This is a genomic window from Citrobacter amalonaticus, assembly GCF_001559075.2.
Taxonomy (GTDB): domain Bacteria; phylum Pseudomonadota; class Gammaproteobacteria; order Enterobacterales; family Enterobacteriaceae; genus Citrobacter_A; species Citrobacter_A amalonaticus_F.
Map to the genome: position 1 here is coordinate 2,806,984 of NZ_CP014015.2, position 21,087 is coordinate 2,828,070.

The 21,087-nt window shown below is 54.1% G+C and carries 18 protein-coding genes; 7 read left to right on the forward strand and 11 right to left on the reverse strand.

The window, feature by feature from the left end:
* Positions 1 to 57 precede the first annotated feature (57 nt).
* Genes yacG through coaE form a run of 3 tightly spaced genes read right to left on the reverse strand, consistent with a single transcriptional unit; the run spans position 58 to position 1,625 of the window.
* A complete protein-coding gene (yacG, locus tag AL479_RS13565; protein WP_061076430.1) occupies positions 58 to 252 on the reverse strand; it encodes a DNA gyrase inhibitor YacG in 195 nt (64 codons plus the stop codon).
* A 9-nt stretch (positions 253 to 261) separates the two neighbouring features.
* The gene (gene zapD, locus AL479_RS13570) at positions 262 to 1,005 is read right to left on the reverse strand and encodes a cell division protein ZapD (protein WP_061076431.1); all 744 of its coding nucleotides are present in this window, start codon (positions 1,003 to 1,005) and stop codon (positions 262 to 264) included.
* Complete coding sequence (gene coaE, locus AL479_RS13575; protein ID WP_061076432.1) at positions 1,005 to 1,625, reverse strand: dephospho-CoA kinase; 621 nt, start codon at positions 1,623 to 1,625, stop codon at positions 1,005 to 1,007. The genes zapD and coaE overlap by 1 nt, the downstream gene beginning before the upstream one ends.
* Before the next feature lie 225 nt (positions 1,626 to 1,850).
* On the opposite strand from coaE, the gene AL479_RS13580 reads away from it, so the two are divergent.
* Positions 1,851 to 2,894: a GMP reductase gene (locus AL479_RS13580; protein WP_061076433.1), complete on the forward strand. Its 1,044-nt coding sequence runs from the start codon at positions 1,851 to 1,853 to the stop codon at positions 2,892 to 2,894.
* A gap of 56 nt (positions 2,895 to 2,950) precedes the next feature.
* On the opposite strand, the gene hofC is transcribed toward AL479_RS13580, so the two are convergent.
* From hofC to nadC, 4 genes are all read right to left on the reverse strand, one after another.
* Entirely contained in the window at positions 2,951 to 4,153 is a 1,203-nt protein-coding gene (gene hofC / locus AL479_RS13585) for a protein transport protein HofC (protein WP_061076434.1), read from the reverse strand.
* Positions 4,143 to 5,528 carry a type II secretion system protein GspE gene (gene gspE / locus AL479_RS13590; RefSeq protein ID WP_061076435.1) on the reverse strand — a complete coding sequence of 462 codons (1,386 nt, stop codon included), beginning with the start codon at positions 5,526 to 5,528 and terminating at the stop codon, positions 4,143 to 4,145. Before gspE ends, hofC begins: the two co-directional genes overlap by 11 nt.
* Before the next feature lie 9 nt (positions 5,529 to 5,537).
* Positions 5,538 to 5,975 carry a prepilin peptidase-dependent pilin gene (ppdD, locus tag AL479_RS13595; protein WP_061076436.1) on the reverse strand — a complete coding sequence of 146 codons (438 nt, stop codon included), beginning with the start codon at positions 5,973 to 5,975 and terminating at the stop codon, positions 5,538 to 5,540.
* A 206-nt stretch (positions 5,976 to 6,181) separates the two neighbouring features.
* Positions 6,182 to 7,081, reverse strand: a complete 900-nt coding sequence (gene nadC, locus AL479_RS13600; RefSeq protein ID WP_061076437.1) for a carboxylating nicotinate-nucleotide diphosphorylase — start codon at positions 7,079 to 7,081, stop codon at positions 6,182 to 6,184.
* An 87-nt stretch (positions 7,082 to 7,168) separates the two neighbouring features.
* Here nadC and ampD point away from each other — a divergent pair, with 87 nt between their 5' ends.
* Positions 7,169 to 7,732: a 1,6-anhydro-N-acetylmuramyl-L-alanine amidase AmpD gene (ampD, locus tag AL479_RS13605; protein ID WP_061076438.1), complete on the forward strand. Its 564-nt coding sequence runs from the start codon at positions 7,169 to 7,171 to the stop codon at positions 7,730 to 7,732.
* The gene (gene ampE / locus AL479_RS13610) at positions 7,729 to 8,583 is read left to right on the forward strand and encodes a beta-lactamase regulator AmpE (protein ID WP_061076439.1); all 855 of its coding nucleotides are present in this window, start codon (positions 7,729 to 7,731) and stop codon (positions 8,581 to 8,583) included. The genes ampD and ampE overlap by 4 nt, the downstream gene beginning before the upstream one ends.
* A gap of 47 nt (positions 8,584 to 8,630) precedes the next feature.
* Here the strand turns inward: ampE and AL479_RS13615 are convergent, their stop codons facing one another.
* From AL479_RS13615 to aroP, 3 genes are all read right to left on the reverse strand, one after another.
* Entirely contained in the window at positions 8,631 to 9,581 is a 951-nt protein-coding gene (locus tag AL479_RS13615; RefSeq protein WP_061076440.1) for a family 43 glycosylhydrolase, read from the reverse strand.
* Complete coding sequence (locus AL479_RS13620; RefSeq protein WP_061076441.1) at positions 9,581 to 10,987, reverse strand: glycoside-pentoside-hexuronide (GPH):cation symporter; 1,407 nt, start codon at positions 10,985 to 10,987, stop codon at positions 9,581 to 9,583. Before AL479_RS13620 ends, AL479_RS13615 begins: the two co-directional genes overlap by 1 nt.
* Positions 10,988 to 11,145: 158 nt before the next feature.
* Positions 11,146 to 12,519, reverse strand: coding sequence for an aromatic amino acid transporter AroP (gene aroP / locus AL479_RS13625; protein ID WP_105291758.1), 1,374 nt, complete (start codon positions 12,517 to 12,519; stop codon positions 11,146 to 11,148).
* Positions 12,520 to 13,108: 589 nt separating this feature from the next.
* On the opposite strand from aroP, the gene pdhR reads away from it, so the two are divergent.
* The 4 genes from pdhR to lpdA all read left to right on the forward strand — a co-directional run bounded on the left by pdhR (position 13,109) and on the right by lpdA (position 20,231).
* On the forward strand, positions 13,109 to 13,873 hold the full coding sequence (gene pdhR, locus AL479_RS13630; RefSeq protein ID WP_042997914.1) for a pyruvate dehydrogenase complex transcriptional repressor PdhR: 765 nt from the start codon (positions 13,109 to 13,111) through the stop codon (positions 13,871 to 13,873).
* A 163-nt stretch (positions 13,874 to 14,036) separates the two neighbouring features.
* Entirely contained in the window at positions 14,037 to 16,700 is a 2,664-nt protein-coding gene (aceE, locus tag AL479_RS13635; protein ID WP_061076442.1) for a pyruvate dehydrogenase (acetyl-transferring), homodimeric type, read from the forward strand.
* 14 nt (positions 16,701 to 16,714) lie between these two features.
* The gene (aceF, locus tag AL479_RS13640) at positions 16,715 to 18,604 is read left to right on the forward strand and encodes a pyruvate dehydrogenase complex dihydrolipoyllysine-residue acetyltransferase (protein ID WP_061076443.1); all 1,890 of its coding nucleotides are present in this window, start codon (positions 16,715 to 16,717) and stop codon (positions 18,602 to 18,604) included.
* A 199-nt stretch (positions 18,605 to 18,803) separates the two neighbouring features.
* On the forward strand, positions 18,804 to 20,231 hold the full coding sequence (gene lpdA / locus AL479_RS13645; protein ID WP_061077979.1) for a dihydrolipoyl dehydrogenase: 1,428 nt from the start codon (positions 18,804 to 18,806) through the stop codon (positions 20,229 to 20,231).
* A 56-nt stretch (positions 20,232 to 20,287) separates the two neighbouring features.
* On the opposite strand, the gene AL479_RS13650 is transcribed toward lpdA, so the two are convergent.
* Positions 20,288 to 21,079: a DUF2950 family protein gene (locus AL479_RS13650; protein WP_061076444.1), complete on the reverse strand. Its 792-nt coding sequence runs from the start codon at positions 21,077 to 21,079 to the stop codon at positions 20,288 to 20,290.
* Between the last annotated feature and the right edge of the window lie 8 nt (positions 21,080 to 21,087).

A 21,087-nucleotide genomic window follows, 5' to 3' on the forward strand; every position in this document is an offset into this window, starting at 1 on the left:
ACGTCGTCATCCGGTAACGCGCGGTGGGGGCGTATTGATCCCCCACACCGTCTCTGTTTACTCTTTCGTTTCGCTCCAGTCGTCGCTGTCGGAAAGATCGCCGCGGCTGGCAATACGTTTCTCTTCAGCGGCCCATTCACCTAAATCGATCAACTGACAACGTTTGGAACAAAACGGGCGGAATGGACTGACTTCACCCCATACAACCGTTTTGCCGCAGGTGGGGCAATTAACGGTGATCGTCTCAGACATCTTAACTCCTTAACAGCAGGCCAGTTCGAAATCGAGGCGCTCAGGTACCATGCCATTGTCGCTATCGAGCGGCATAAAACGGATCGCAAAACGGCTCTTGTGGCCGGAAATTTGCGGATAAAGCTGTAGACCCAACGGCAACTGCAGGCGCAGTAAATCCGCGTCGTCCCCGTTGTCCTGATAAAAACCGTTCAGGCTGGTTTGTTTACGGAACGGTGCCGAGTTGCGAATTAAATCGAGGATCAGAGTCAGTGCCTGATTCAGCGGGTTCAGACTGGCAAGCCAGCTATCGACCTGCGCATCGCGCTGTGCCTGCGGCATATGCAGCCAGATATGCAGCGTCGGTAAATCAAAGCTGCAACAACCGCCAGGAATACTCAGACGCTGGCGGACCAGGGCAATCAGCCGATCCTCACGCAAGAATTGTCCCATCCGCGGGGCGGAAATTAAAATACTGCCGGCCATTTTTAGCTGCTGGCGCAGAGCATCAATACGGCTCTGGTCGACGCCCGGGACTTCTGTCCATGCCTGAAGTTTACGCTGCTGGCGCTCAAGCTCTTTCAGTAATTCTGTACGCACTTCACCACGTTCGAATACGTCCAACAAATCTCCGGCATTGCGAAAGAAGTGCAGGGCATCTGAACTCTCTGCAATCGGTAAGCGTGCAGAGAGTTGTTGAATCAAAAACTCAATGCGCAACCACGTGCGCATCTTCTCATTGAGAGGGTGTTCAAAAAGGACCTGGGTGTGCATTACGGTTTTTCCTGTGAGACAAACTGCGACGCAAGCTGGAGATAACGTGCGTGCAGGCGGGCGACATCCGACATGATGGAGTCTGGTGCGCCATTATTATCAATAACATCGTCTGCCACGGCAAGGCGCGCTTCACGCGTCGCCTGGGCAGCGAGAATCTGTTCAACGTGTGCGCGCGTAACGTCATCGCGCTGCATGGTCCGGGAAAGCTGCGTCTCGGGGGTGACATCGACCACGAGCACGCGATTTGCCTGGCGATAAAGGCCGTTTTCAACCAGTAATGGCACCACCCACAGCACATAGGCAGACGTCGCCTGTTGCAACTGACGTCGGGTCTCCTGCTGGATGAGCGGATGAAGTAAGGCACTGAGCCAGGCCTTCTCTTGCGGATCAGCAAAAATCCGTTCGCGAAGCCGCCGACGATGCAGCGTGCCGTCTGCGGCAATCAGTTCAGGGCCAAAATGTGCCGCAATCGCATCCAGCGCAGGCTTGCCCGGTTCGACCACCTGGCGGGCAATAATATCTGCGTCAATTATCTGAATTCCGAGGTCAGCAAAGGCATTTGCAACGGTGCTTTTACCACTGCCAATGCCGCCAGTTAAGGCTACTGTATACCTCATAAGCTCGGTTCCCGGGAATTCATTATGATAATCAATTGGTTGAAAGTTGAACGTACACTGGCGATGATGACTCAGGGCGTGCCCGCCATTCGCCAGGTAAATTTATGGGATTGTAGCGTAAAAAAAGAGAATTTCGCAGTCTTGCGCGGCATTGATTAGTGCGTATGATAGCGTCACTGGAGTTGCGCTCTCATACTAATAGCCCTTAACCCCAGGAATCCGCACATGCGTATTGAAGAAGATCTGAAGTTAGGTTTTAAAGACGTTCTTATCCGCCCTAAGCGTTCTACCCTTAAAAGTCGTTCCGATGTCGAGCTGGAACGTCAATTCACCTTTAAACATTCAGGTCAGACCTGGTCCGGCGTACCTATTATTGCTGCAAACATGGATACCGTCGGGACGTTTGCGATGGCAACGGCTCTTGCCTCTTTCGATGTGCTGACTGCCGTTCATAAGCATTACACCGTTGAAGACTGGACAGCCTTTGTGGGCACGGTGTCAGCCGATGTACTCAAGCACGTCATGGTCTCTACCGGTACCTCCGATGCGGATTTCGCAAAGACCCAACAGATTCTGGCGCTGAATCCGGCACTGAACTTTGTTTGCATCGATGTCGCAAACGGCTACTCCGAACACTTTGTTCAGTTCGTGTCGAAAGCGCGTGAAGCCTGGCCGACCAAAACCATCTGCGCCGGTAACGTGGTCACGGGTGAAATGTGTGAGGAACTGGTTCTGTCTGGCGCGGATATCGTTAAAGTCGGGATTGGTCCGGGTTCTGTCTGCACCACCCGTGTGAAAACCGGTGTTGGTTATCCGCAACTGTCTGCGGTGATCGAATGTGCTGATGCGGCGCACGGTCTGGGCGGGATGATTGTCAGCGATGGCGGTTGTACCATGCCTGGTGATGTGGCGAAAGCATTCGGTGGCGGCGCTGATTTCGTAATGCTTGGCGGTATGCTGGCCGGTCACGAAGAGAGTGGCGGTAAAGTCGTTGAAGAAAACGGCGAAAAATTCATGCTGTTCTACGGTATGAGCTCTGAATCCGCCATGACCCGTCATGTCGGCGGCGTTGCGCAGTATCGCGCGGCGGAAGGGAAAACCGTCAAGCTGCCGCTGCGTGGCCCGGTGGAGAACACCGCGCGTGATATTCTCGGCGGTCTGCGTTCAGCCTGTACCTACGTCGGTGCCTCTCGTCTGAAAGAGCTGACCAAACGTACGACGTTTATCCGGGTTCAGGAACAAGAAAACCGCGTTTTCAATAGCCTGTAACCCTCCCTGGAACTGGCGCTGCCTTGAGCGCCAGTTCTGCTGTCAACTTCCCTTCATTATCCCACGCCACTCATCGCATCGCCCAGATGGAAAATCGGTAAGTACATCGCCACGACCAGTGTGCCGATGATAAGCCCGGTAATCACGAGCAGCGCCGGTTCCAGCAGTGCCGCCAGGTTGTCAGCCATCGCCTGGGTATGTTCATCATGATGACGGGCAAGGTTGCGCAGCATGATATCCAGCGAGCCAGAGGCTTCTCCGGTCCTGACCAGTTGCAGACATAATGGGCTAAATTCTTCCGCATTTTTGAGCGCCTGCCAGACGGGCACGCCGGTACTGATATCGTGCTGTACCTGTGCCAGACGCCGTGCCCAGTAGGGGCACTGAATCGTCTCTTTCACACTCTCAAGCGCGGGTAAAAAAGCGATCCCCGCCGTTTGCGTCAGCGCGAGGATGGTAAAAATTTGTGTGAGCTTCTGACCTCTGATCAACTGGCCCATCACGGGCATGCGGAGTAATCCTCGCTGGCGCAACACTTGCCAGCCGGGCTTTCGGCTCAGCAGGCTGTTGGCTGCAATTAGCATGACGATCATCAGGACAATCAGCCCACCCCAGCGTTGACTCCAGTCGGCAAACGCGATGATCCCCTGAGTGAGAGCAGGTAGCGGCGTGTTAAAGGTCCGGTAAATGGCGGCAAATTCAGGCAGGACAAATTGGAGCATCGCCACCACCACCATGACCGCCATCGTTAAAATAATGATGGGGTAACGCAGCGCTTTTTTGACCTTATCGGTTAACTGTCTTTGCGCCTTCTGCTGCCGGGCGAGTTCAAAGCAGCATTCATCCAGTTTCCCGGTCAGCTCTCCGGTGCGTATCATCGCCTGATACAGCGGCGGAAACACGTCTGGCCACTGCGCCAGTGCGCTGGAGAGCGGCGTACCGTGTTCCAGTTCGTTTGCAAGGCTCCCTAACAGGGCTTGCCACTGTTTGTTCGGTTGCTGTCCGGCAAGCAGTTCCAGCCCTTCAGACAGCGTTAGCCCCGCTTTTAGCAGCGTCGCAAGCTGGTGAATCACTTCCGTGGATTTGTCATTGCGCCAGAGCGCGCGCTTTACGCGTAAGGATTTCACGCGCAAAGGTATTATCTGATGCTGTTCCAGTTCCTGCATCAACAGGAGTCGGTTTTCCGCCCAACGGGTTCCCTCGCCGGGCAGGCCATCGTGATTCATTCCCTGCCAGTACCACAGCTTTTTAGTGATCATCCGGCATACCCAGAATGCGCACCAGTTCCTCGAACGTGGTTAGCCCTTGATCGACGGCGCGGCACCCGCTTTCAAAGAGTGTGCTCATTCCTGCCTGTTTTGCATGGGCTTCCAGCGTTGCGGCTGAGGCGTCGTTAGCAATCTGATGACGCAGTTCAGCGGTGATCGCAAGCAGTTCAAACAACGCCGAACGACCATAGAATCCGTGATAGCAATGTTCACAGCCAACCGCCTGCCAACGGGGCAGCGGCGTTGGGTACCATGCGGGCGGTAAACGAATGGGATCGTCACTCAGCCGTCGGCAGTGTGGGCACAGTTTTCTGACCAGCCGCTGCGCAACCACTAAGGTTAATGCGGAAGAGAGCATCCAGCGCGCCACGCCCATCTGCTGTAAGCGTACCAGCGCTTCGCAGGTTGAGTTGGTATGCAGCGTGGAAAGCACCAGATGCCCGGTCTGCGCGGCCTTAATGGCAATTTCTGCGGTTTCGCCGTCGCGGATCTCACCCACCATGATGACATCCGGATCCTGACGTAGCAGTGCCCGCAATACGCCCTGAAAGGTCAGCCCGGCACGCGGATGGATCTGCGTCTGATTGATACCGTCGAGGGGAATCTCCACCGGATCCTCAACGCTGCACAGATTCACCTCCGGCGCGTTTCGCGTTTGCAGTGCGCTATAAAGGGTTACCGTTTTGCCGCTACCCGTAGGGCCGGTGACGAGGATCAACCCCTGAGGCTGTTGCAGGGCGTGGAGGAAAGCAGAGAGCTGCGTGTCGTGCATTCCCAGCGTGCAGGCATCCAGTGCCTGATTTACCTGATGCAGCAACCGTAGCACGACCTTTTCGCCATAACGACAGGGAAGGGTGGCGATACGAAACGAGACGGCAGCGCCGTTCAGCTCAATGGTAAATTGTCCGTCCTGCGGTAAGCGGTGTTCCGCGATATCCAGATGACTTAACACTTTCAAACGTGCTGTCAGGGCGATACCGGTCTCTTTGGCGATATCGGGTAAGCAATGCAGCACGCCGTCCACACGTAAGCGGAGACGGACGTGATGCTCTGCAGGCTCTATGTGGATATCCGAGGCCCGTTTCGCCAGCGCGCTCTGTAATGTTTTATCCAGTAAAACCGCTGCGCTGACGCTGCTTTCAGGAACCACGGACGGCAGCGCGGGTGAAGACTGATGCTGGTGTTGCTCCATTTGCTGGCGTGTCCAGCAGGCAATCTCAATACGGCGAGTCGTGGCGAAATGCAGGGCGTCCAGCAGTTCATGAGAAGGGGCATCTTCGACGGCAATGTGTACCGCATCGTTATTGGCATCAAGTAATATCCCCTGGTAGCGCTGGCACAGCGCGCTGAGTTGCGTCGTATTCATGGCGCTTCCTTAATGGCTATCGAAGCGAAAGACGTCTTCGCAGGCCTGTTTTAACGCGCTGTCATTCTGGATGTTGCAGTTACGCGTCCAGCCCGTAATGCCTTCTGCTTTGTCCCATCCAGGGGTCATGATGACGCTAAGCCCGTTCAGGCTTTCCTGGCCAGTAAGAGAAACCACTCCATTTTCGACGCTCATTCCTGAGACATAGCGTGTTGTTGTCGGAGAGGGAATCCCGTTGACGCCTGCGTCGCAGGTGTCTGTACCGCCATGCTCCAGGGCGCAGAGTTCGACGGCAGTGCGATAGGGGACAAAGGTTTGCAGCATATCGGTCAGCGCCGCTTTGCGCAGATAGTTCTGATAGGCCGGAATGCCGATGGCGCTGAGGATGGCAATAATGCCGATCACCACCATCAGTTCAATAAGGGTAAATCCGCGTTGTTTATCCATTGTTCGCTCCTTGAGTGAGTGGACGTCACTTTGGCAAACACCGGTACGCCAGGCGAGCAGCAAAAAATGAATCGGGAAGGTGGGTTCAGAGGAATGTTATCGGTTTGCAGTCGCAAGCAATGAGATTGCGAGGCACGACGAGGATTTTAGTGATTGAAAGGAATAAACAGGCCCGATAAGCAGCGCGTTATCAGGCCATATAATGATTACGCGTTAGCGAAGCGCATGGACAGATCCAGCGCCCGGAGATGTTTGGTTAGCGCGCCAACGGAGATAAAATCGACGCCGGTTTCGGCAAATTCCCGCAGCGTTTCGTTGGTTACGTTGCCGGAAACTTCCAGTCGCGCCTGGCCGTTGGTCCGTTTAACCGCTTCACGCATCTGCTCCGTTTCAAAGTTGTCCAGCATGATGATGTCGGCACCGGCTTTCAGCGCATCATCCAGTTCATCGAGGTTTTCAACTTCGACTTCTACAGGCACATCCGGATGCAGCCAGAAGGCTTTCTCCACCGCCTGACGCACGGAACCAGAAGCAATAATGTGGTTCTCTTTGATCAGGAAGGCATCCGAAAGCCCCAGACGATGATTCGCGCCGCCGCCGCAGAGCACGGCATATTTCAGCGCGGTACGCAGCCCTGGCAGGGTTTTACGCGTGTCCAGCAGTTGGGTGTTTGTGCCCGCCAGGATATCAACGTATTTACGCACTTCGCTGGCGACACCTGACAGGGTCTGCACGAAGTTCAGCGCGGTACGTTCGCCGGTCAGTAGCACGCGAGAGGGACCGTCCAGCTCAAACAGCGGTTGGTTCGCCTTGATACTGTCGCCGTCTTCCACATGCCAGGTGATGCTGACATCGTCGCCAGCCAGTTGAATAAAGACCTCTTCAACCCAGCGTTTTCCACAAAAAACGCCGTCTTCACGGGTGATGACCGTGGCATGAGAACGGCTGTTCTCCGGTAAAAGTTGAGCCGTAATATCGTTGCTGGCATCCACTTCACCGCCTAAATCTTCGCGCAGCGCCTGGGCGACAACGTTTGGGATATCCAGGTTAATACGTTCCAACAGCGCGTCACGTCGGTAGTCAGGGTTATAGCGGCGAGGCGGCATGAGAAAACTCCAAATTGCTAACGAATCATAAGGTAGAAACATGCTACTCTGAAGCGGCTATAAGCACCACTCAAAAGGAGATTCAGCATGTTGTTAGACAAGGGCTGGCTGGCAGAAGCGCGACGCGTTCCTTCTCCGCACTACGATTGCCGCCCGGATGATGAAGCCCCTTCTTTGCTGGTGGTGCATAATATCAGCCTGCCGCCCGGTGAGTTTGGCGGTCCGTGGATTGACGCACTATTCACTGGAACAATTGATCCCAACGCCCATCCCTTTTTTGCCGAAATCGCGCATCTTCGCGTTTCCGCCCATTGTCTGATTCGCCGTGATGGCGAAATCGTTCAGTATGTTCCTTTTGATAAGCGTGCATGGCATGCCGGCGTGTCGAATTATCAGGGGCGTGAACGCTGCAATGATTTTTCGATTGGTATTGAGCTGGAAGGGACCGATACGCTGGCCTACACCGATGTCCAGTACCAACAACTGGCTGCCATCACGCGTGCATTAATAAAGATTTACCCGGCCGTTGCCGAAAACATAACCGGACACTGTGATATTGCGCCTGAGCGTAAGACCGATCCCGGTCCGGCTTTTGACTGGGCAAGGTTTCGCGCCCTGGTCACCGCCTCGTCAGATAAGGAGATGACATGACGCTGTTTACGACATTACTGGTGCTGCTCGTCGAGCGCCTGTTTAAGCTGGGCGAACACTGGCAGTTCGATCACCGGTTAGAAGCTTTTTTCCGCCGGGTCAAACGCTTCTCGATGGCGCGGACACTCGGGATGATGATCATCGCGATGGTGATCACGTTCCTGCTGCTGCGCGCATTGGAGGGGCTATTGTTTAATGTGCCGACGATCGTGGCGTGGATCCTGATAGGCCTGCTGTGTATTGGCGCGGGAAAAGTGCGGATGCACTATCACGCTTACCTTAACGCGGCGGCGCGCGATGATGCGCATGCCCGAACGGCGATGGCCAGCGAACTGACGATGATCCATGGCGTCCCGCCGGATTGCAATGAGCGTGAGTTTTTACGTGAACTGCAAAACGCGCTGCTGTGGATTAACTTCCGTTTCTATATCGCGCCGCTGTTCTGGCTGATCGTCGGCGGTCCGTGTGGGCCGGTTCTGCTGGTGGGCTATGCTTTCCTGCGCTCGTGGCAGTCCTGGCTGGCGCGTTACCAGACGCCGCATGAGCGCCTACAGTCCGGCATCGATGCCATTCTTCATGTTCTCGACTGGATCCCGGTGCGTCTGGCGGGCGTGGTGTATGCCCTGATCGGTCATGGAGAAAAAGCGCTGCCGGCATGGTTTGCCTCGCTGGCGGATTTGCGTACTTCGCAATATCAGGTGTTAACACGTCTGGCGCAGTTCTCGCTGGCGCGTGAGCCGCATACCGATAAGGTTGAAACGCCGAAAGCGGCGGTTTCTATGGCGAAGAAAACGTCGTTTGCCTTAGTGGTGGTCATTGCTGTACTGACCATTTATGGCACGTTGATTTAACGTACAGGCAGGACGCCCGGTAAGTTGCGTGTTACCGGGCAACGATGTCAAAGCGTATCTGCGGGCGGAATACCGAAGTCTGGCATTCCGTGGTCATCCCACCGAATCAGCTTCAGACGGGTATGGCGATTAGGATCGTAGAGCGGATCGCCTTCAATTTCGGTGTAGTTACGCGCGTGATACACCAGCACGTCATCACCTTCCGGCGTTTGGGTAAAGCTGTTGTGCCCGGGTCCATACTGGCGATTTTCATTGCTGGTGGTAAACACCGGACGCGGGGATTTATGCCAGTTTTCCGGATTCAGCGGATCGGCGTGGATATCAATCCATAACAGTCCCATGCAGTAATTTTCATCCGTGGCGCTGGCGGAATAGCTGATAAACAGCCGGTCACCGTGGGTTAATACTGCCGGACCTTCATTGACCCAAAAGCCCCGACACTCCCAGTCGTACTCCGGTTTGCTGAGCATCACCGGCTGGCCTTTAATCGTCCAGGGATTTTCCAGCTCCGCCAGATAAATGTTGGAGTTACCGGCGATATCTGGGGATTTTTGCGCCCACAGATACCACTGTTTTCCCTGATGGCGGAACGTTGTGGCATCAAGTGCAAAGGTATCAAACGGCGTTTTCACCTGACCCTTTTCGACCCAGTTGCCGGTGAGCGGATCGGTATCTGTACACTCCAGCGCGTACATCCGATGCTGAAACATGCCCAGTTTGTCGAGCGCCTGGGTATGCGCGGCGGCAAAGTAGATGACCCATCTGCCGTCGAGGTGATGAATTTCCGGTGCCCAGATCAGCTCGCTCATCGGGCCGTGTTCGGGTTTGCGCCAGACGACAACGGGTGACGCTGTACGTAATCTTTCCAGCGAATCCGCCCGACGGATTTCCAGTCGGTCGTATTCTGGCACTGAGGCAATAAAGTAATAGTCGCTGCCGTCGCGCAGGATAAACGGATCGGCGCGTTGTTCAATAAACGGGTTAGGCCAGTTTTGCATCAGGCTTTCCTTACGGTTTCAGTGGCTTTCAGTTCCTGATAATCATTGAGTTCGCGGTAGTTAGCGCGGCGTTTTTCCAGATCGTCCTGAATCTGTTTCATCAGTTCGCGGTCGACTTTCAACAGACGCACCACGCCGGCAGTGATCAGGTAGCCGACTCCCGGAATCACGGTAAAGAGCAGCACGATGCCGTTGATCGCGGAATCGCTTTGCGCTTTCGCCCCGGCATCATAGCCGTACCACGAGAGCAGGAAGCCAACCATCGCCCCGGCAATCGCCAGACCGAGTTTCAGGAAGAACAGGTTGCCGGAAAAGCTAATGCCGGTAATGCGCTTGCCGGTTTTCCATTCGCCGTAGTCGTCAACGTCCGCCATCAGGGACCAGTGCAGCGGCGACGGGATTTGGTGCAAAATGTTGAGCAGGAAGTAGAGCACGACAATCATCATCGTGGCTTTGGGATCGAAGAAGTAAAACGCGCAGGAGAAAAGGGCCAGCGCGATGTTGGTCCAGAAGAAGACCTTCAGCTTGCACCAGCGGTCGGTCAGCACTTTCGCCAACACGCTACCGATCATCATGCCGACCACGCCGAGACTGATAAAGATCGTGGCGAAATGGGTGCTTTGTCCCATGACCCAGGTGACGTAGTACATGGTTGCCGCCATACGGATAAAGCCCGGGCAGACGTTGCACAGCGTCAGCAGCAGTATGCGTACCCACTGGTCGTTCTTCCACACGTCTTTGAAGTCGTTTTTCATGTCATCGTGCGTAGGAACGGCAGGGCGCACACGTTCACGAACGGTAGCAAAGCAGAACAGGAACATACACATGCCGATAATGGCCAGCACGGTCATCGCCAGTTGATAGCCCTTCGCTTTGTCATCGCCGCCAAACCAGTCGACCATCGGCAGTAGAGTGAGCGACAGCAGCAATGTCGCGATACCGACCAGTACAAAGCGGTAAGACTGACAGGCCACGCGTTCTTTCGGGTCGTTGGTGATCACGCCGCCCAATGAGCAATAAGGAATGTTGATCGCCGTGTAGGTAATCGACAGCAGGAAGTAAGTGACGAACGCATAGATAACCTTGCTGCTATAAGTCCACTCCGGGGTGGTGAACATCAGAATGCTGAACAGCGCGTAAGGGAAGGCGATCCAGAGTAACCATGGACGAAAACGGCCATATTTGCTTTGGGTTCGATCAGCAATAGCGCCCATAATGGGGTCAGTAACGGCGTCGATAACGCGTACTGACAGTAATAACACCCCTACCAGAGCCGGGGCGAGACCAAAGATATCCGTATAAAAATAGTTCACAAACAGCATGATAGCGCCAAAGATGATGTTGCATCCGGCATCGCCCATGCCATAACCAATTTTTTCTCTTACCGACAGCTTACCTGTATCCATTGAGATGTCTCCCCATCAAGGTGATGGAAAGAATTATTCGTCTGTAAGCCATGAATTGCGTTGCAGGATAGCGCCGCTGATATGGACGAAATGGCTGTTGGGGGAAAAGTGTGAGGCAGGTAACAACCCTCACCCAGGACGGGTGAGGGTTCAAGGCATTAATGTGCTTTCGCCGTCTTCGCGGATTTCTGTTTGCACAGATAACCGATGCCAAGGACAACCAGCCATACCGGGATCAGGTAAACCGAAATCGCCATACCCGGCGTCATCAGCATAATCACCAGCACCGCCGCCATGAAGGCCAGACAGACCCAGTTACCCAACGGGTAGAACAGCGCCGGGAAGCGGGTTTTCACCCCCTGTTGCTGCTTAGCGCGACGGAATTTGATGTGCGCAAGACTGATCATCGCCCAGTTGATCACCAGTGCGGAGACCACCAGCGCCATCAGCAGACCGAAGGCGGATTCTGGCGCCATGTAGTTGATCAATACGCACAGCGCCGTCACCAGCGCCGAAACGATGATGGTATTCACCGGCACGCCGCGTTTGTCGATAGTGAGCAGGATTTTCGGGGCGTTACCCTGTTGCGCCAGACCAAACAGCATGCGGCTGTTACAGTAAACGCAGCTGTTGTACACCGACAGTGCCGCCGTCAGAACCACGATATTCAGCGCGTTCGCCACGAAGGTATCGCCCAGCTCGTGGAAGATCAGGACAAACGGGCTGGTGTCAGCAGTGACACGCGTCCACGGCAGCAGGGAAAGCAGAACGGCCAGTGAACCCACATAGAAAATCAGAATACGATAGATAACCTGGTTGGTGGCTTTGGGAATGCTCTGCTCCGGGTTATCGGCTTCGGCAGCGGTGATACCGACCAGTTCAAGTCCGCCGAAAGAGAACATGATGATTGCCATCATCATGACCAGTCCGGTCATGCCGTGAGGCAGGAAGCCGCCCTGTTCCCACAGGTTACGCACGGTCGCCTGCGGGCCGCCGTTGCCGCTGAACAGCAGCCAGCCGCCGAAGATGATCATCGCGACCACGGCGATGACTTTGATGATCGCAAACCAGAACTCCATCTCACCGAACACTTTTACGTTGGTCAGGTTGATGGCGTTGATCGCAATAAAGAAAACGGCTGCCGAAACCCAGGTGGGGATCTCCGGCCACCAGAACTGAATGTACTTGCCGACGGCGGTCAGTTCCGCCATTGCAACCAGCACATACAGCACCCAATAGTTCCAGCCCGACGCAAATCCCGCAAAACTTCCCCAGTACTTGTAGGCAAAGTGACTGAACGAACCGGCGACCGGCTCCTCAACCACCATTTCACCTAACTGACGCATAATAAGGAAGGCAATAAAACCGGCTATCGCATAACCCAGAATAATACCGGGGCCCGCGGACTGAATTACGGAAGCGCTTCCCAGGAACAGGCCTGTTCCTATCGCGCCACCCAGCGCGATAAGCTGGATATGGCGGTTCTTAAGGCCGCGCTTTAGCTGCTCGCCGTGCTGCTGACTGTCCATCATGAAACCTCGTGTGTGGTTTACCCTTCAGCACTCGGCCGCGTGACGGCGACCGGGCAATTTGAGTAATTATTATTTGTCCTACGCAGTGATGCGTGTAAGTTTGCAATTCCGTCTGTTGTATTATTATGTTTACAGCAATTGTTTTTGAAATGTCGCCGAAACTCTTTTGTCCGGATCAGAATAATGGTATGCGGCAGGGAATGCACCTGCTTTGTGAATGGATGATGACGAGTTGAATAAAAAGAGAGCAGTTGTTTGTCCCGCCTCTTACTCCCTGATAACACTTCCGTTAGATGTAAAATGCTTACCTATACAGAAACCATGCATAAAAACGCATCTGAATCGGTTCAACCAGGATTTTTCTTCGTTTCAATAAGGTTAAAACTACCTCATGGGTGGTAAATTTAACATTTGTGCATAGTTACATGTTTGAAACGTTATTTCTGTGATGTTGTTAAAATGTGCCTGGTTTACTGATTTCAATCAAAACCTGTATGGACATAAGGTGAATACTTTGTTACTTTAGCGTCACAGATATGAAATTGGTAAGACCAATTGACTTCGGGCAAATGGCTTAAGACAGGACATCATGGCCTACAGCAAAATCCGCCAACCAAAATTATCCGATGTGATTGAGCAACAGCTGGAGTTTTTGATTCTTGAGGGCACGCTGCGCCCGGGCGAAAAACTCCCACCGGAACGCGAACTGGCAAAACAGTTCGACGTCTCCCGTCCCTCCTTGCGTGAGGCGATTCAACGTCTCGAAGCGAAGGGATTGCTGCTTCGTCGCCAGGGCGGCGGCACTTTTGTTCAGAGTAGCCTGTGGCAGAGCTTTAGCGATCCACTGGTAGAATTGCTCTCCGACCATCCTGAATCCCAGTTTGACCTGCTTGAGACGCGCCATGCGCTGGAAGGCATTGCTGCATATTACGCAGCGCTGCGCAGTACGGATGAAGATAAAACGCGCATTCGTGAACTGCATCATGCCATTGAGCTGGCGCAAGAGTCGGGTGACCGCGATGCCGAGTCCGATGCGGTCCTCCAGTATCAAATTGCTGTCACCGAAGCGGCGCACAATGTGGTGTTACTTCATCTGCTAAGGTGTATGGAACCCATGCTGGCCCAGAACGTACGTCAGAACTTCGAGTTGCTCTATTCGCGTCGCGAGATGCTTCCGCTGGTGAGTGGTCACCGCACCCGTATTTTCGAAGCGATTATTGCCGGTAAACCAGAAGAGGCGCGTGAAGCATCACATCGCCATCTGGCGTTTATCGAAGAGATTCTGCTCGACCGCAGCCGTGAGGAGAGCCGTCGTGAACGCGCCTTACGTCGTCTGGAGCAGCGAAAGAATTAGTGATTTTTCTGGCAGAACGTTAACCAGAAGATGTTGTAAATCAAGCGCCATATAAAGTGCGCGGCAACTAAACGCAGAACCTGTCTTATTACGCTCTCTGACGAGAACGTAATGGGACAGGTTCCAGATAACTCAACGTATTAGATAGATAAGGAATACCCCCATGTCAGAACGTTTCCCAAATGACGTGGATCCGATCGAAACTCGCGACTGGCTACAGGCGATCGAATCGGTCATCCGTGAAGAAGGTGTTGAGCGCGCTCAGTATCTGATTGACCAGCTTCTTTCTGAAGCCCGCAAAGGCGGCGTGAAAGTAGCGGCAGGTACAGGGGCCAGCAATTACATCAACACTATTGCCGTTGAAGATGAGCCGGAATATCCGGGCAATCTGGAGCTGGAGCGTCGTATTCGTTCTGCTATCCGTTGGAACGCCATCATGACCGTGCTGCGTGCGTCTAAAAAAGACCTCGAGCTGGGCGGCCACATGGCATCCTTCCAGTCCTCTGCGACGGTGTACGATGTTTGCTTCAACCATTTCTTCCGTGCCCGCAATGAGCAGGATGGCGGCGACCTGGTGTACTTCCAGGGCCACATCTCCCCGGGCATTTACGCACGCGCATTCCTGGAAGGCCGTCTGACTGAAGAGCAGATGGACAACTTCCGTCAGGAAGTTCATGGCAATGGCCTGTCTTCCTACCCGCACCCGAAACTGATGCCAGAATTCTGGCAGTTCCCGACCGTTTCTATGGGTCTGGGTCCAATCGGTGCGATCTACCAGGCTAAATTCCTGAAATATCTGGAACACCGTGGCCTGAAAGACACCTCTAAACAAACCGTTTACGCCTTCCTGGGCGACGGTGAAATGGACGAACCGGAATCCAAAGGTGCGATCACTATCGCTACCCGTGAAAAACTGGACAACCTGGTCTTCGTCATCAACTGTAACCTGCAGCGTCTGGACGGCCCGGTCACCGGTAACGGCAAAATCGTTAACGAACTGGAAGGCATCTTCGACGGCGCTGGCTGGAACGTGATCAAAGTGATGTGGGGCGGTCGTTGGGATGAGCTGCTGCGTAAAGATACCAGCGGTAAACTGATCCAGTTGATGAACGAAACCGTTGACGGCGACTACCAGACCTTCAAATCCAAAGATGGCGCGTACGTTCGTGAGCACTTCTTCGGTAAATACCCGGAAACCGCAGCACTGGTTGCAGACTGGACTGATGAGCAGATCTGGGCGCTGAACCGTGGTGGTCACGATCCGAAGAAAGTTTACGCCGCACTGAAAAAAGCGCAGGAAACCAAAGGCAAAGCCACCGTAATCCTGGCCCATACCATCAAAGGTTATGGCATGGGTGACACCGCTGAAGGTAAAAACATCGCGCACCAGGTGAAGAAAATGAACATGGACGGCGTGCGTTATATCCGCGACCGTTTCAATGTTCCTGTCACTGATGAGCAGGTTGAAAAACTGTCTTACATTACCTTCCCGGAAGGTTCTGAAGAGCACAAATACCTGCACGAACGCCGCCAGGCGTTGCACGGCTACCTGCCGAGCCGTCAGCCGAACTTCACTGAGAAGCTGGAACTGCCGACCCTGGAAGACTTCGGCGCGCTGCTGGAAGAGCAGAACAAAGAAATCTCCACCACTATCGCTTTCGTTCGTGCCCTGAACGTGATGCTGAAGAACAAATCGATCAAAGATCGTCTGGTTCCGATCATCGCCGACGAAGCGCGTACTTTCGGTATGGAAGGTCTGTTCCGTCAGATCGGTATTTACAGCCCGAACGGCCAGCAGTACACCCCGCAGGACCGTGAGCAGGTTGCGTACTACAAAGAAGACGAGAAAGGTCAGATTTTGCAGGAAGGGATCAACGAGCTGGGCGCAGGGTCTTCCTGGCTGGCGGCGGCAACCTCTTACAGCACCAACGACCTGCCGATGATTCCGTTCTACATCTACTACTCCATGTTCGGGTTCCAGCGTATTGGCGACCTGTGCTGGGCAGCAGGTGACCAGCAGGCGCGTGGCTTCCTGATTGGCGGGACGTCTGGTCGTACAACGCTGAACGGTGAAGGTCTGCAGCACGAAGATGGTCACAGCCATATTCAGTCTCTGACTATCCCGAACTGTATCTCTTACGATCCGTCTTACGCATACGAAGTTGCGGTCATCATGCACGATGGTCTGGAGCGTATGTACGGTGAGAAACAAGAGAACGTTTACTACTACATCACCACGCTGAACGAAAACTACCACATGCCAGCCATGCCGGAAGGTGCTGAGGAAGGTATCCGTAAAGGTATCTACAAACTCGAAACCCTGGAAGGTAGCAAAGGTAAAGTTCAGCTGTTGGGCTCCGGTTCTATCCTGCGTCACGTTCGTGAAGCAGCGCAGATCCTGGCGAAAGACTACGGCGTGGGCTCTGACGTGTACAGCGTCACCTCCTTCACTGAACTGGCACGTGATGGTCAGGACTGTGAACGCTGGAACATGCTGCACCCAATGGAAACTCCGCGCGTACCGTACATCGCTCAGGTGATGAACGACGCTCCGGCTGTAGCATCTACTGACTATATGAAACTGTTTGCCGAACAGGTTCGTACTTATGTACCGGCTGATGATTATCGCGTACTGGGTACCGACGGTTTCGGTCGCTCTGACAGCCGTGAAAACCTGCGTCACCACTTCGAAGTGGATGCATCCTACGTGGTGGTAGCGGCACTGGGCGAACTGGCTAAACGTGGCGAAATCGATAAGAAAGTGGTTGCGGATGCAATTACCAAATTCAACATCGATGCAGAAAAAGTTAACCCGCGTCTGGCGTAAGAGGTAAAAGAATAATGGCTATCGAAATCAAAGTACCGGACATCGGGGCAGATGAAGTTGAAATCACCGAGATCCTGGTCAAAGTGGGCGACAAGGTTGAAGCCGAACAGTCGCTGATCACCGTAGAAGGCGATAAAGCCTCTATGGAAGTCCCGTCTCCGCAGGCTGGCGTTGTTAAAGAGATCAAAGTCTCTGTTGGCGACAAAACCGAGACGGGCAAACTGATCATGATTTTCGATTCCGCTGACGGTGCAGCAGCCGCTGCACCTGCTCCGGCAGAAGAGAAGAAAGAAGCCGCTCCGGCAGCAGCACCTGCAGCCGCAGCAGCGAAAGAAGTCCATGTCCCAGACATCGGCGGTGACGAAGTTGAAGTGACTGAGATCATGGTCAAAGTGGGCGACACCATCGCCGCTGAACAGTCGCTGATCACCGTAGAAGGCGACAAAGCGTCTATGGAAGTGCCGGCTCCGTTCGCGGGCGTCGTGAAAGAGATCAAAATCAACACCGGCGATAAAGTGTCTACCGGCTCTCTGATTATGGTCTTCGAAGTGGCGGGCGCTGCGCCTGCTGCCGCTCCCGCTCAGGCCGCTGCTCCAGCAGCCGCTGCGGCTCCTGCAGCCACTGGTGCGAAAGACGTTAACGTACCGGACATCGGCGGTGACGAAGTTGAAGTGACCGAAGTGATGGTGAAAGTGGGCGATAAAGTGGCCGCTGAGCAATCACTGATCACCGTAGAAGGCGATAAAGCTTCTATGGAAGTCCCGGCTCCGTTCGCGGGTACCGTTAAAGAAATCAAAATCAGCACCGGCGATAAAGTGAAAACCGGCTCTCTGATTATGGTCTTCGAAGTGGAAGGCGCAGCACCTGCTGCTGCCGCGCCACAGCAGGCTGCCGCACCGGCTCCGGCCGCTGCACCTGCGCCAGCTGCCGCTGCTCCAGCAGCGAAAGCCGAAGGCAAATCTGAGTTTGCTGAGAACGACGCTTACGTTCATGCGACCCCGCTGATTCGCCGTCTGGCGCGTGAGTTCGGCGTGAATCTGGCGAAAGTGAAGGGTACAGGCCGTAAAGGTCGTATCCTGCGCGAAGACGTTCAGACTTACGTGAAAGACGCTGTCAAGCGTGCGGAAGCCGCTCCGGCAGCCGCTGCAGGTGGCGGTATCCCGGGCATGCTGCCGTGGCCGAAAGTCGACTTCAGCAAGTTTGGTGAAATCGAAGAAGTGGAACTGGGCCGCATCCAGAAAATTTCGGGTGCTAACCTGAGCCGTAACTGGGTGATGATCCCGCACGTTACCCACTTCGACAAAACCGATATCACCGACCTGGAAGCGTTCCGTAAACAGCAGAACGCTGAAGCTGAGAAGCGCAAACTGGACGTGAAATTCACCCCAGTGGTCTTCATCATGAAGGCGGTTGCTGCGGCGCTTGAGCAGATGCCTCGCTTTAACAGTTCGCTGTCTGAAGACGGCCAGCGCCTGACGTTGAAAAAATACATCAACATCGGTGTGGCGGTGGATACGCCAAATGGTCTGGTGGTTCCGGTATTCAAAGACGTGAACAAGAAGAGCGTTACCGAGCTGTCCCGTGAACTGACCGTGATCTCCAAAAAAGCGCGTGACGGTAAGCTGACGGCTGGCGAAATGCAGGGCGGTTGCTTCACCATCTCCAGCATCGGCGGCCTGGGTACTACCCACTTTGCACCGATTGTGAACGCGCCTGAAGTCGCGATCCTCGGTGTATCCAAGTCGGCGATGGAGCCGGTGTGGAACGGTAAAGAGTTTGTACCGCGTCTGATGATGCCGATCTCTCTGTCCTTCGACCACCGCGTGATTGACGGTGCTGATGGTGCGCGTTTCATTACCATCATTAACAATATGCTGTCTGACATTCGCCGCCTGGTGATGTAAGCAAAAAAGCCGGCCCGACGGCCGGCTTTTTTCTGGTAATCTCATGATGGTTTTGGGGTTATTAGTGCTAAAGATAAATCGTTGCCGTTTTGTTGTTTCAAAATTGTTAACAATTTTGTAAAATACGGACGGATAGAACGACCCGGTGGACGATGGGCGACAAGACCAGGGATCCCCGGAAATAAATTAAGAGGTCATGATGAGTACTGAAATCAAAACTCAGGTCGTGGTACTTGGGGCAGGCCCCGCAGGTTACTCTGCAGCCTTCCGTTGCGCTGATTTAGGTCTGGAAACCGTAATCGTAGAACGTTACAGCACCCTCGGCGGTGTTTGTCTGAACGTCGGCTGTATCCCTTCTAAAGCACTGCTGCACGTAGCCAAAGTTATCGAAGAAGCCAAAGCGCTGGCGGAACACGGTATCGTCTTCGGCGAGCCGAAAACCGATATCGACAAGATTCGTACCTGGAAAGAAAAAGTAATCACTCAGCTGACCGGCGGTCTGGCGGGTATGGCGAAAGGCCGTAAAGTGAAAGTGGTTACCGGTCTGGGTAAATTCACCGGGGCGAACACCCTGGAAGTAGAAGGTGAGAACGGTAAAACTGTGATCAACTTCGACAACGCGATCATTGCGGCGGGTTCCCGTCCGATCCAGTTGCCGTTCATTCCGCATGAAGATCCGCGCGTGTGGGATTCCACCGACGCCCTGGAACTGAAATCCGTACCGAAGCGTCTGCTGGTCATGGGTGGCGGTATCATCGGTCTGGAAATGGGTACCGTGTACCATGCGCTGGGTTCAGAAATTGACGTGGTTGAAATGTTCGACCAGGTTATCCCGGCGGCTGACAAAGACATCGTTAAAGTCTTCACCAAACGCATCGGTAAGAAATTCAACCTGATGCTGGAAACCAAAGTGACTGCCGTTGAAGCGAAAGAAGACGGTATTTACGTTTCCATGGAAGGCAAAAAAGCCCCTGCTGAAGCGCAGCGTTATGACGCCGTGCTGGTGGCAATCGGTCGTGTGCCGAACGGTAAAAATCTCGACGCTGGCAAAGCGGGCGTGGAAGTAGACGACCGTGGCTTCATCCGTGTTGACAAACAACTGCGCACCAACGTGCCGCACATCTTTGCTATCGGCGATATCGTCGGTCAGCCGATGCTGGCGCACAAAGGTGTTCACGAAGGTCACGTTGCCGCTGAAGTTATCGCCGGCATGAAACACTACTTCGATCCGAAAGTGATCCCATCGATTGCCTACACTGAACCAGAAGTGGCATGGGTAGGTCTGACCGAGAAAGAAGCGAAAGAAAAAGGCATCAGCTACGAAACCGCCACCTTCCCGTGGGCTGCTTCTGGCCGTGCTATCGCTTCCGACTGCGCAGACGGTATGACCAAACTGATTTTCGACAAAGAAACTCACCGTGTCATCGGTGGTGCGATTGTCGGTACCAACGGCGGCGAGCTGCTGGGTGAAATCGGTCTGGCGATCGAAATGGGCTGTGACGCAGAAGACATCGCGCTGACCATCCACGCGCACCCGACTCTGCACGAGTCCGTGGGCCTGGCGGCAGAAGTGTTCGAAGGTAGCATCACTGACCTGCCGAACGCGAAAGCGAAGAAGAAGAAGTAATCTTCAGCCTTCCGGCAACGAAAAAAGCGGCATAAATGCCGCTTTTTTTATGTCTGTTACTCCACTGGCTTCCATGGATCGTGAGGCGTAAATTTCTCTATCGCGATGGCTTTTAGCCCGCTATCTTCCCCTAAATCCGTCTGATACACCCGGTCATCCTGACTTACCATAAAGCTCATCACACCCGTTTCGCCCCATGTAACCGGCCAGGCGAGCAGCGCAAATCCTTTCGCGTTATCGCTGGCAATGATGCGGAAATAGTAGCCGTGATACCCTTCGCCAGGCGATTCAGGGCTGAAGGCCGGTCCTAACGGACTGGGCGTTTCGCCGGGTTTGACAGGCCAGTACAGACCGTCCTGTTGACCGGCATGGCTGATAATTCGGGTGGCAAAAACCTGTTTGCGTTGCCAGTAATCATACTGGGCGTCGACATAGGCACGCATAGCCTGAATCGCCGAGAGTTCATTGCGACCCACCGTTCGTGTAGATATCTCATCCTGCGCGGCAGACATATCAAAATGCCAGCCCTTGCTTGCCTTAACGATGGGGATGGGCAACTGCCAGCTTTCCTGACCGACGTTCAGGTGGGCCACATTACCTTGTTGCACAATCTGATGGCTGACCTTCCAGTCGCGGTTAAAGCGTGCGACGGCTTCCGGGTCCGCGCCTTGTGGAGGTAAAAACTGTCGCCAGTCATCACCTAACAGAGCGGTCAGCTGCGTGTCGTTATTGCCAGCAATCGCACGGGCAAAGGCGTTGGCCGCCTCGTCTGGCGTGGCGAACATCTGCTGGGCGTAGCTCATTAACGGCAGCGAGAGCAGCAGGGTGCTTAACAGTACTTTTTTCATTATCGGCT

Coding starts and splice junctions, on each gene's coding strand:
- AL479_RS13615 (WP_061076440.1), bottom strand. CDS start 9,581: ATGCAAAACTGGCCTAACCCGTTTATTGAACAACGCGCCGATCCGTTT.
- gspE (WP_061076435.1), bottom strand. CDS start 5,528: ATGAATACGACGCAACTCAGCGCGCTGTGCCAGCGCTACCAGGGGATA.
- zapD (WP_061076431.1), bottom strand. CDS start 1,005: ATGCACACCCAGGTCCTTTTTGAACACCCTCTCAATGAGAAGATGCGC.
- yacG (WP_061076430.1), bottom strand. CDS start 252: ATGTCTGAGACGATCACCGTTAATTGCCCCACCTGCGGCAAAACGGTT.
- aceE (WP_061076442.1), top strand. CDS start 14,037: ATGTCAGAACGTTTCCCAAATGACGTGGATCCGATCGAAACTCGCGAC.
- nadC (WP_061076437.1), bottom strand. CDS start 7,081: ATGCCGCCTCGCCGCTATAACCCTGACTACCGACGTGACGCGCTGTTG.
- ppdD (WP_061076436.1), bottom strand. CDS start 5,975: ATGGATAAACAACGCGGATTTACCCTTATTGAACTGATGGTGGTGATC.
- AL479_RS13580 (WP_061076433.1), top strand. CDS start 1,851: ATGCGTATTGAAGAAGATCTGAAGTTAGGTTTTAAAGACGTTCTTATC.
- ampE (WP_061076439.1), top strand. CDS start 7,729: ATGACGCTGTTTACGACATTACTGGTGCTGCTCGTCGAGCGCCTGTTT.
- AL479_RS13650 (WP_061076444.1), bottom strand. CDS start 21,079: ATGAAAAAAGTACTGTTAAGCACCCTGCTGCTCTCGCTGCCGTTAATG.
- aceF (WP_061076443.1), top strand. CDS start 16,715: ATGGCTATCGAAATCAAAGTACCGGACATCGGGGCAGATGAAGTTGAA.
- ampD (WP_061076438.1), top strand. CDS start 7,169: ATGTTGTTAGACAAGGGCTGGCTGGCAGAAGCGCGACGCGTTCCTTCT.
- AL479_RS13620 (WP_061076441.1), bottom strand. CDS start 10,987: ATGGATACAGGTAAGCTGTCGGTAAGAGAAAAAATTGGTTATGGCATG.
- aroP (WP_105291758.1), bottom strand. CDS start 12,519: ATGATGGACAGTCAGCAGCACGGCGAGCAGCTAAAGCGCGGCCTTAAG.
- coaE (WP_061076432.1), bottom strand. CDS start 1,625: ATGAGGTATACAGTAGCCTTAACTGGCGGCATTGGCAGTGGTAAAAGC.
- pdhR (WP_042997914.1), top strand. CDS start 13,109: ATGGCCTACAGCAAAATCCGCCAACCAAAATTATCCGATGTGATTGAG.
- lpdA (WP_061077979.1), top strand. CDS start 18,804: ATGAGTACTGAAATCAAAACTCAGGTCGTGGTACTTGGGGCAGGCCCC.
- hofC (WP_061076434.1), bottom strand. CDS start 4,153: ATGATCACTAAAAAGCTGTGGTACTGGCAGGGAATGAATCACGATGGC.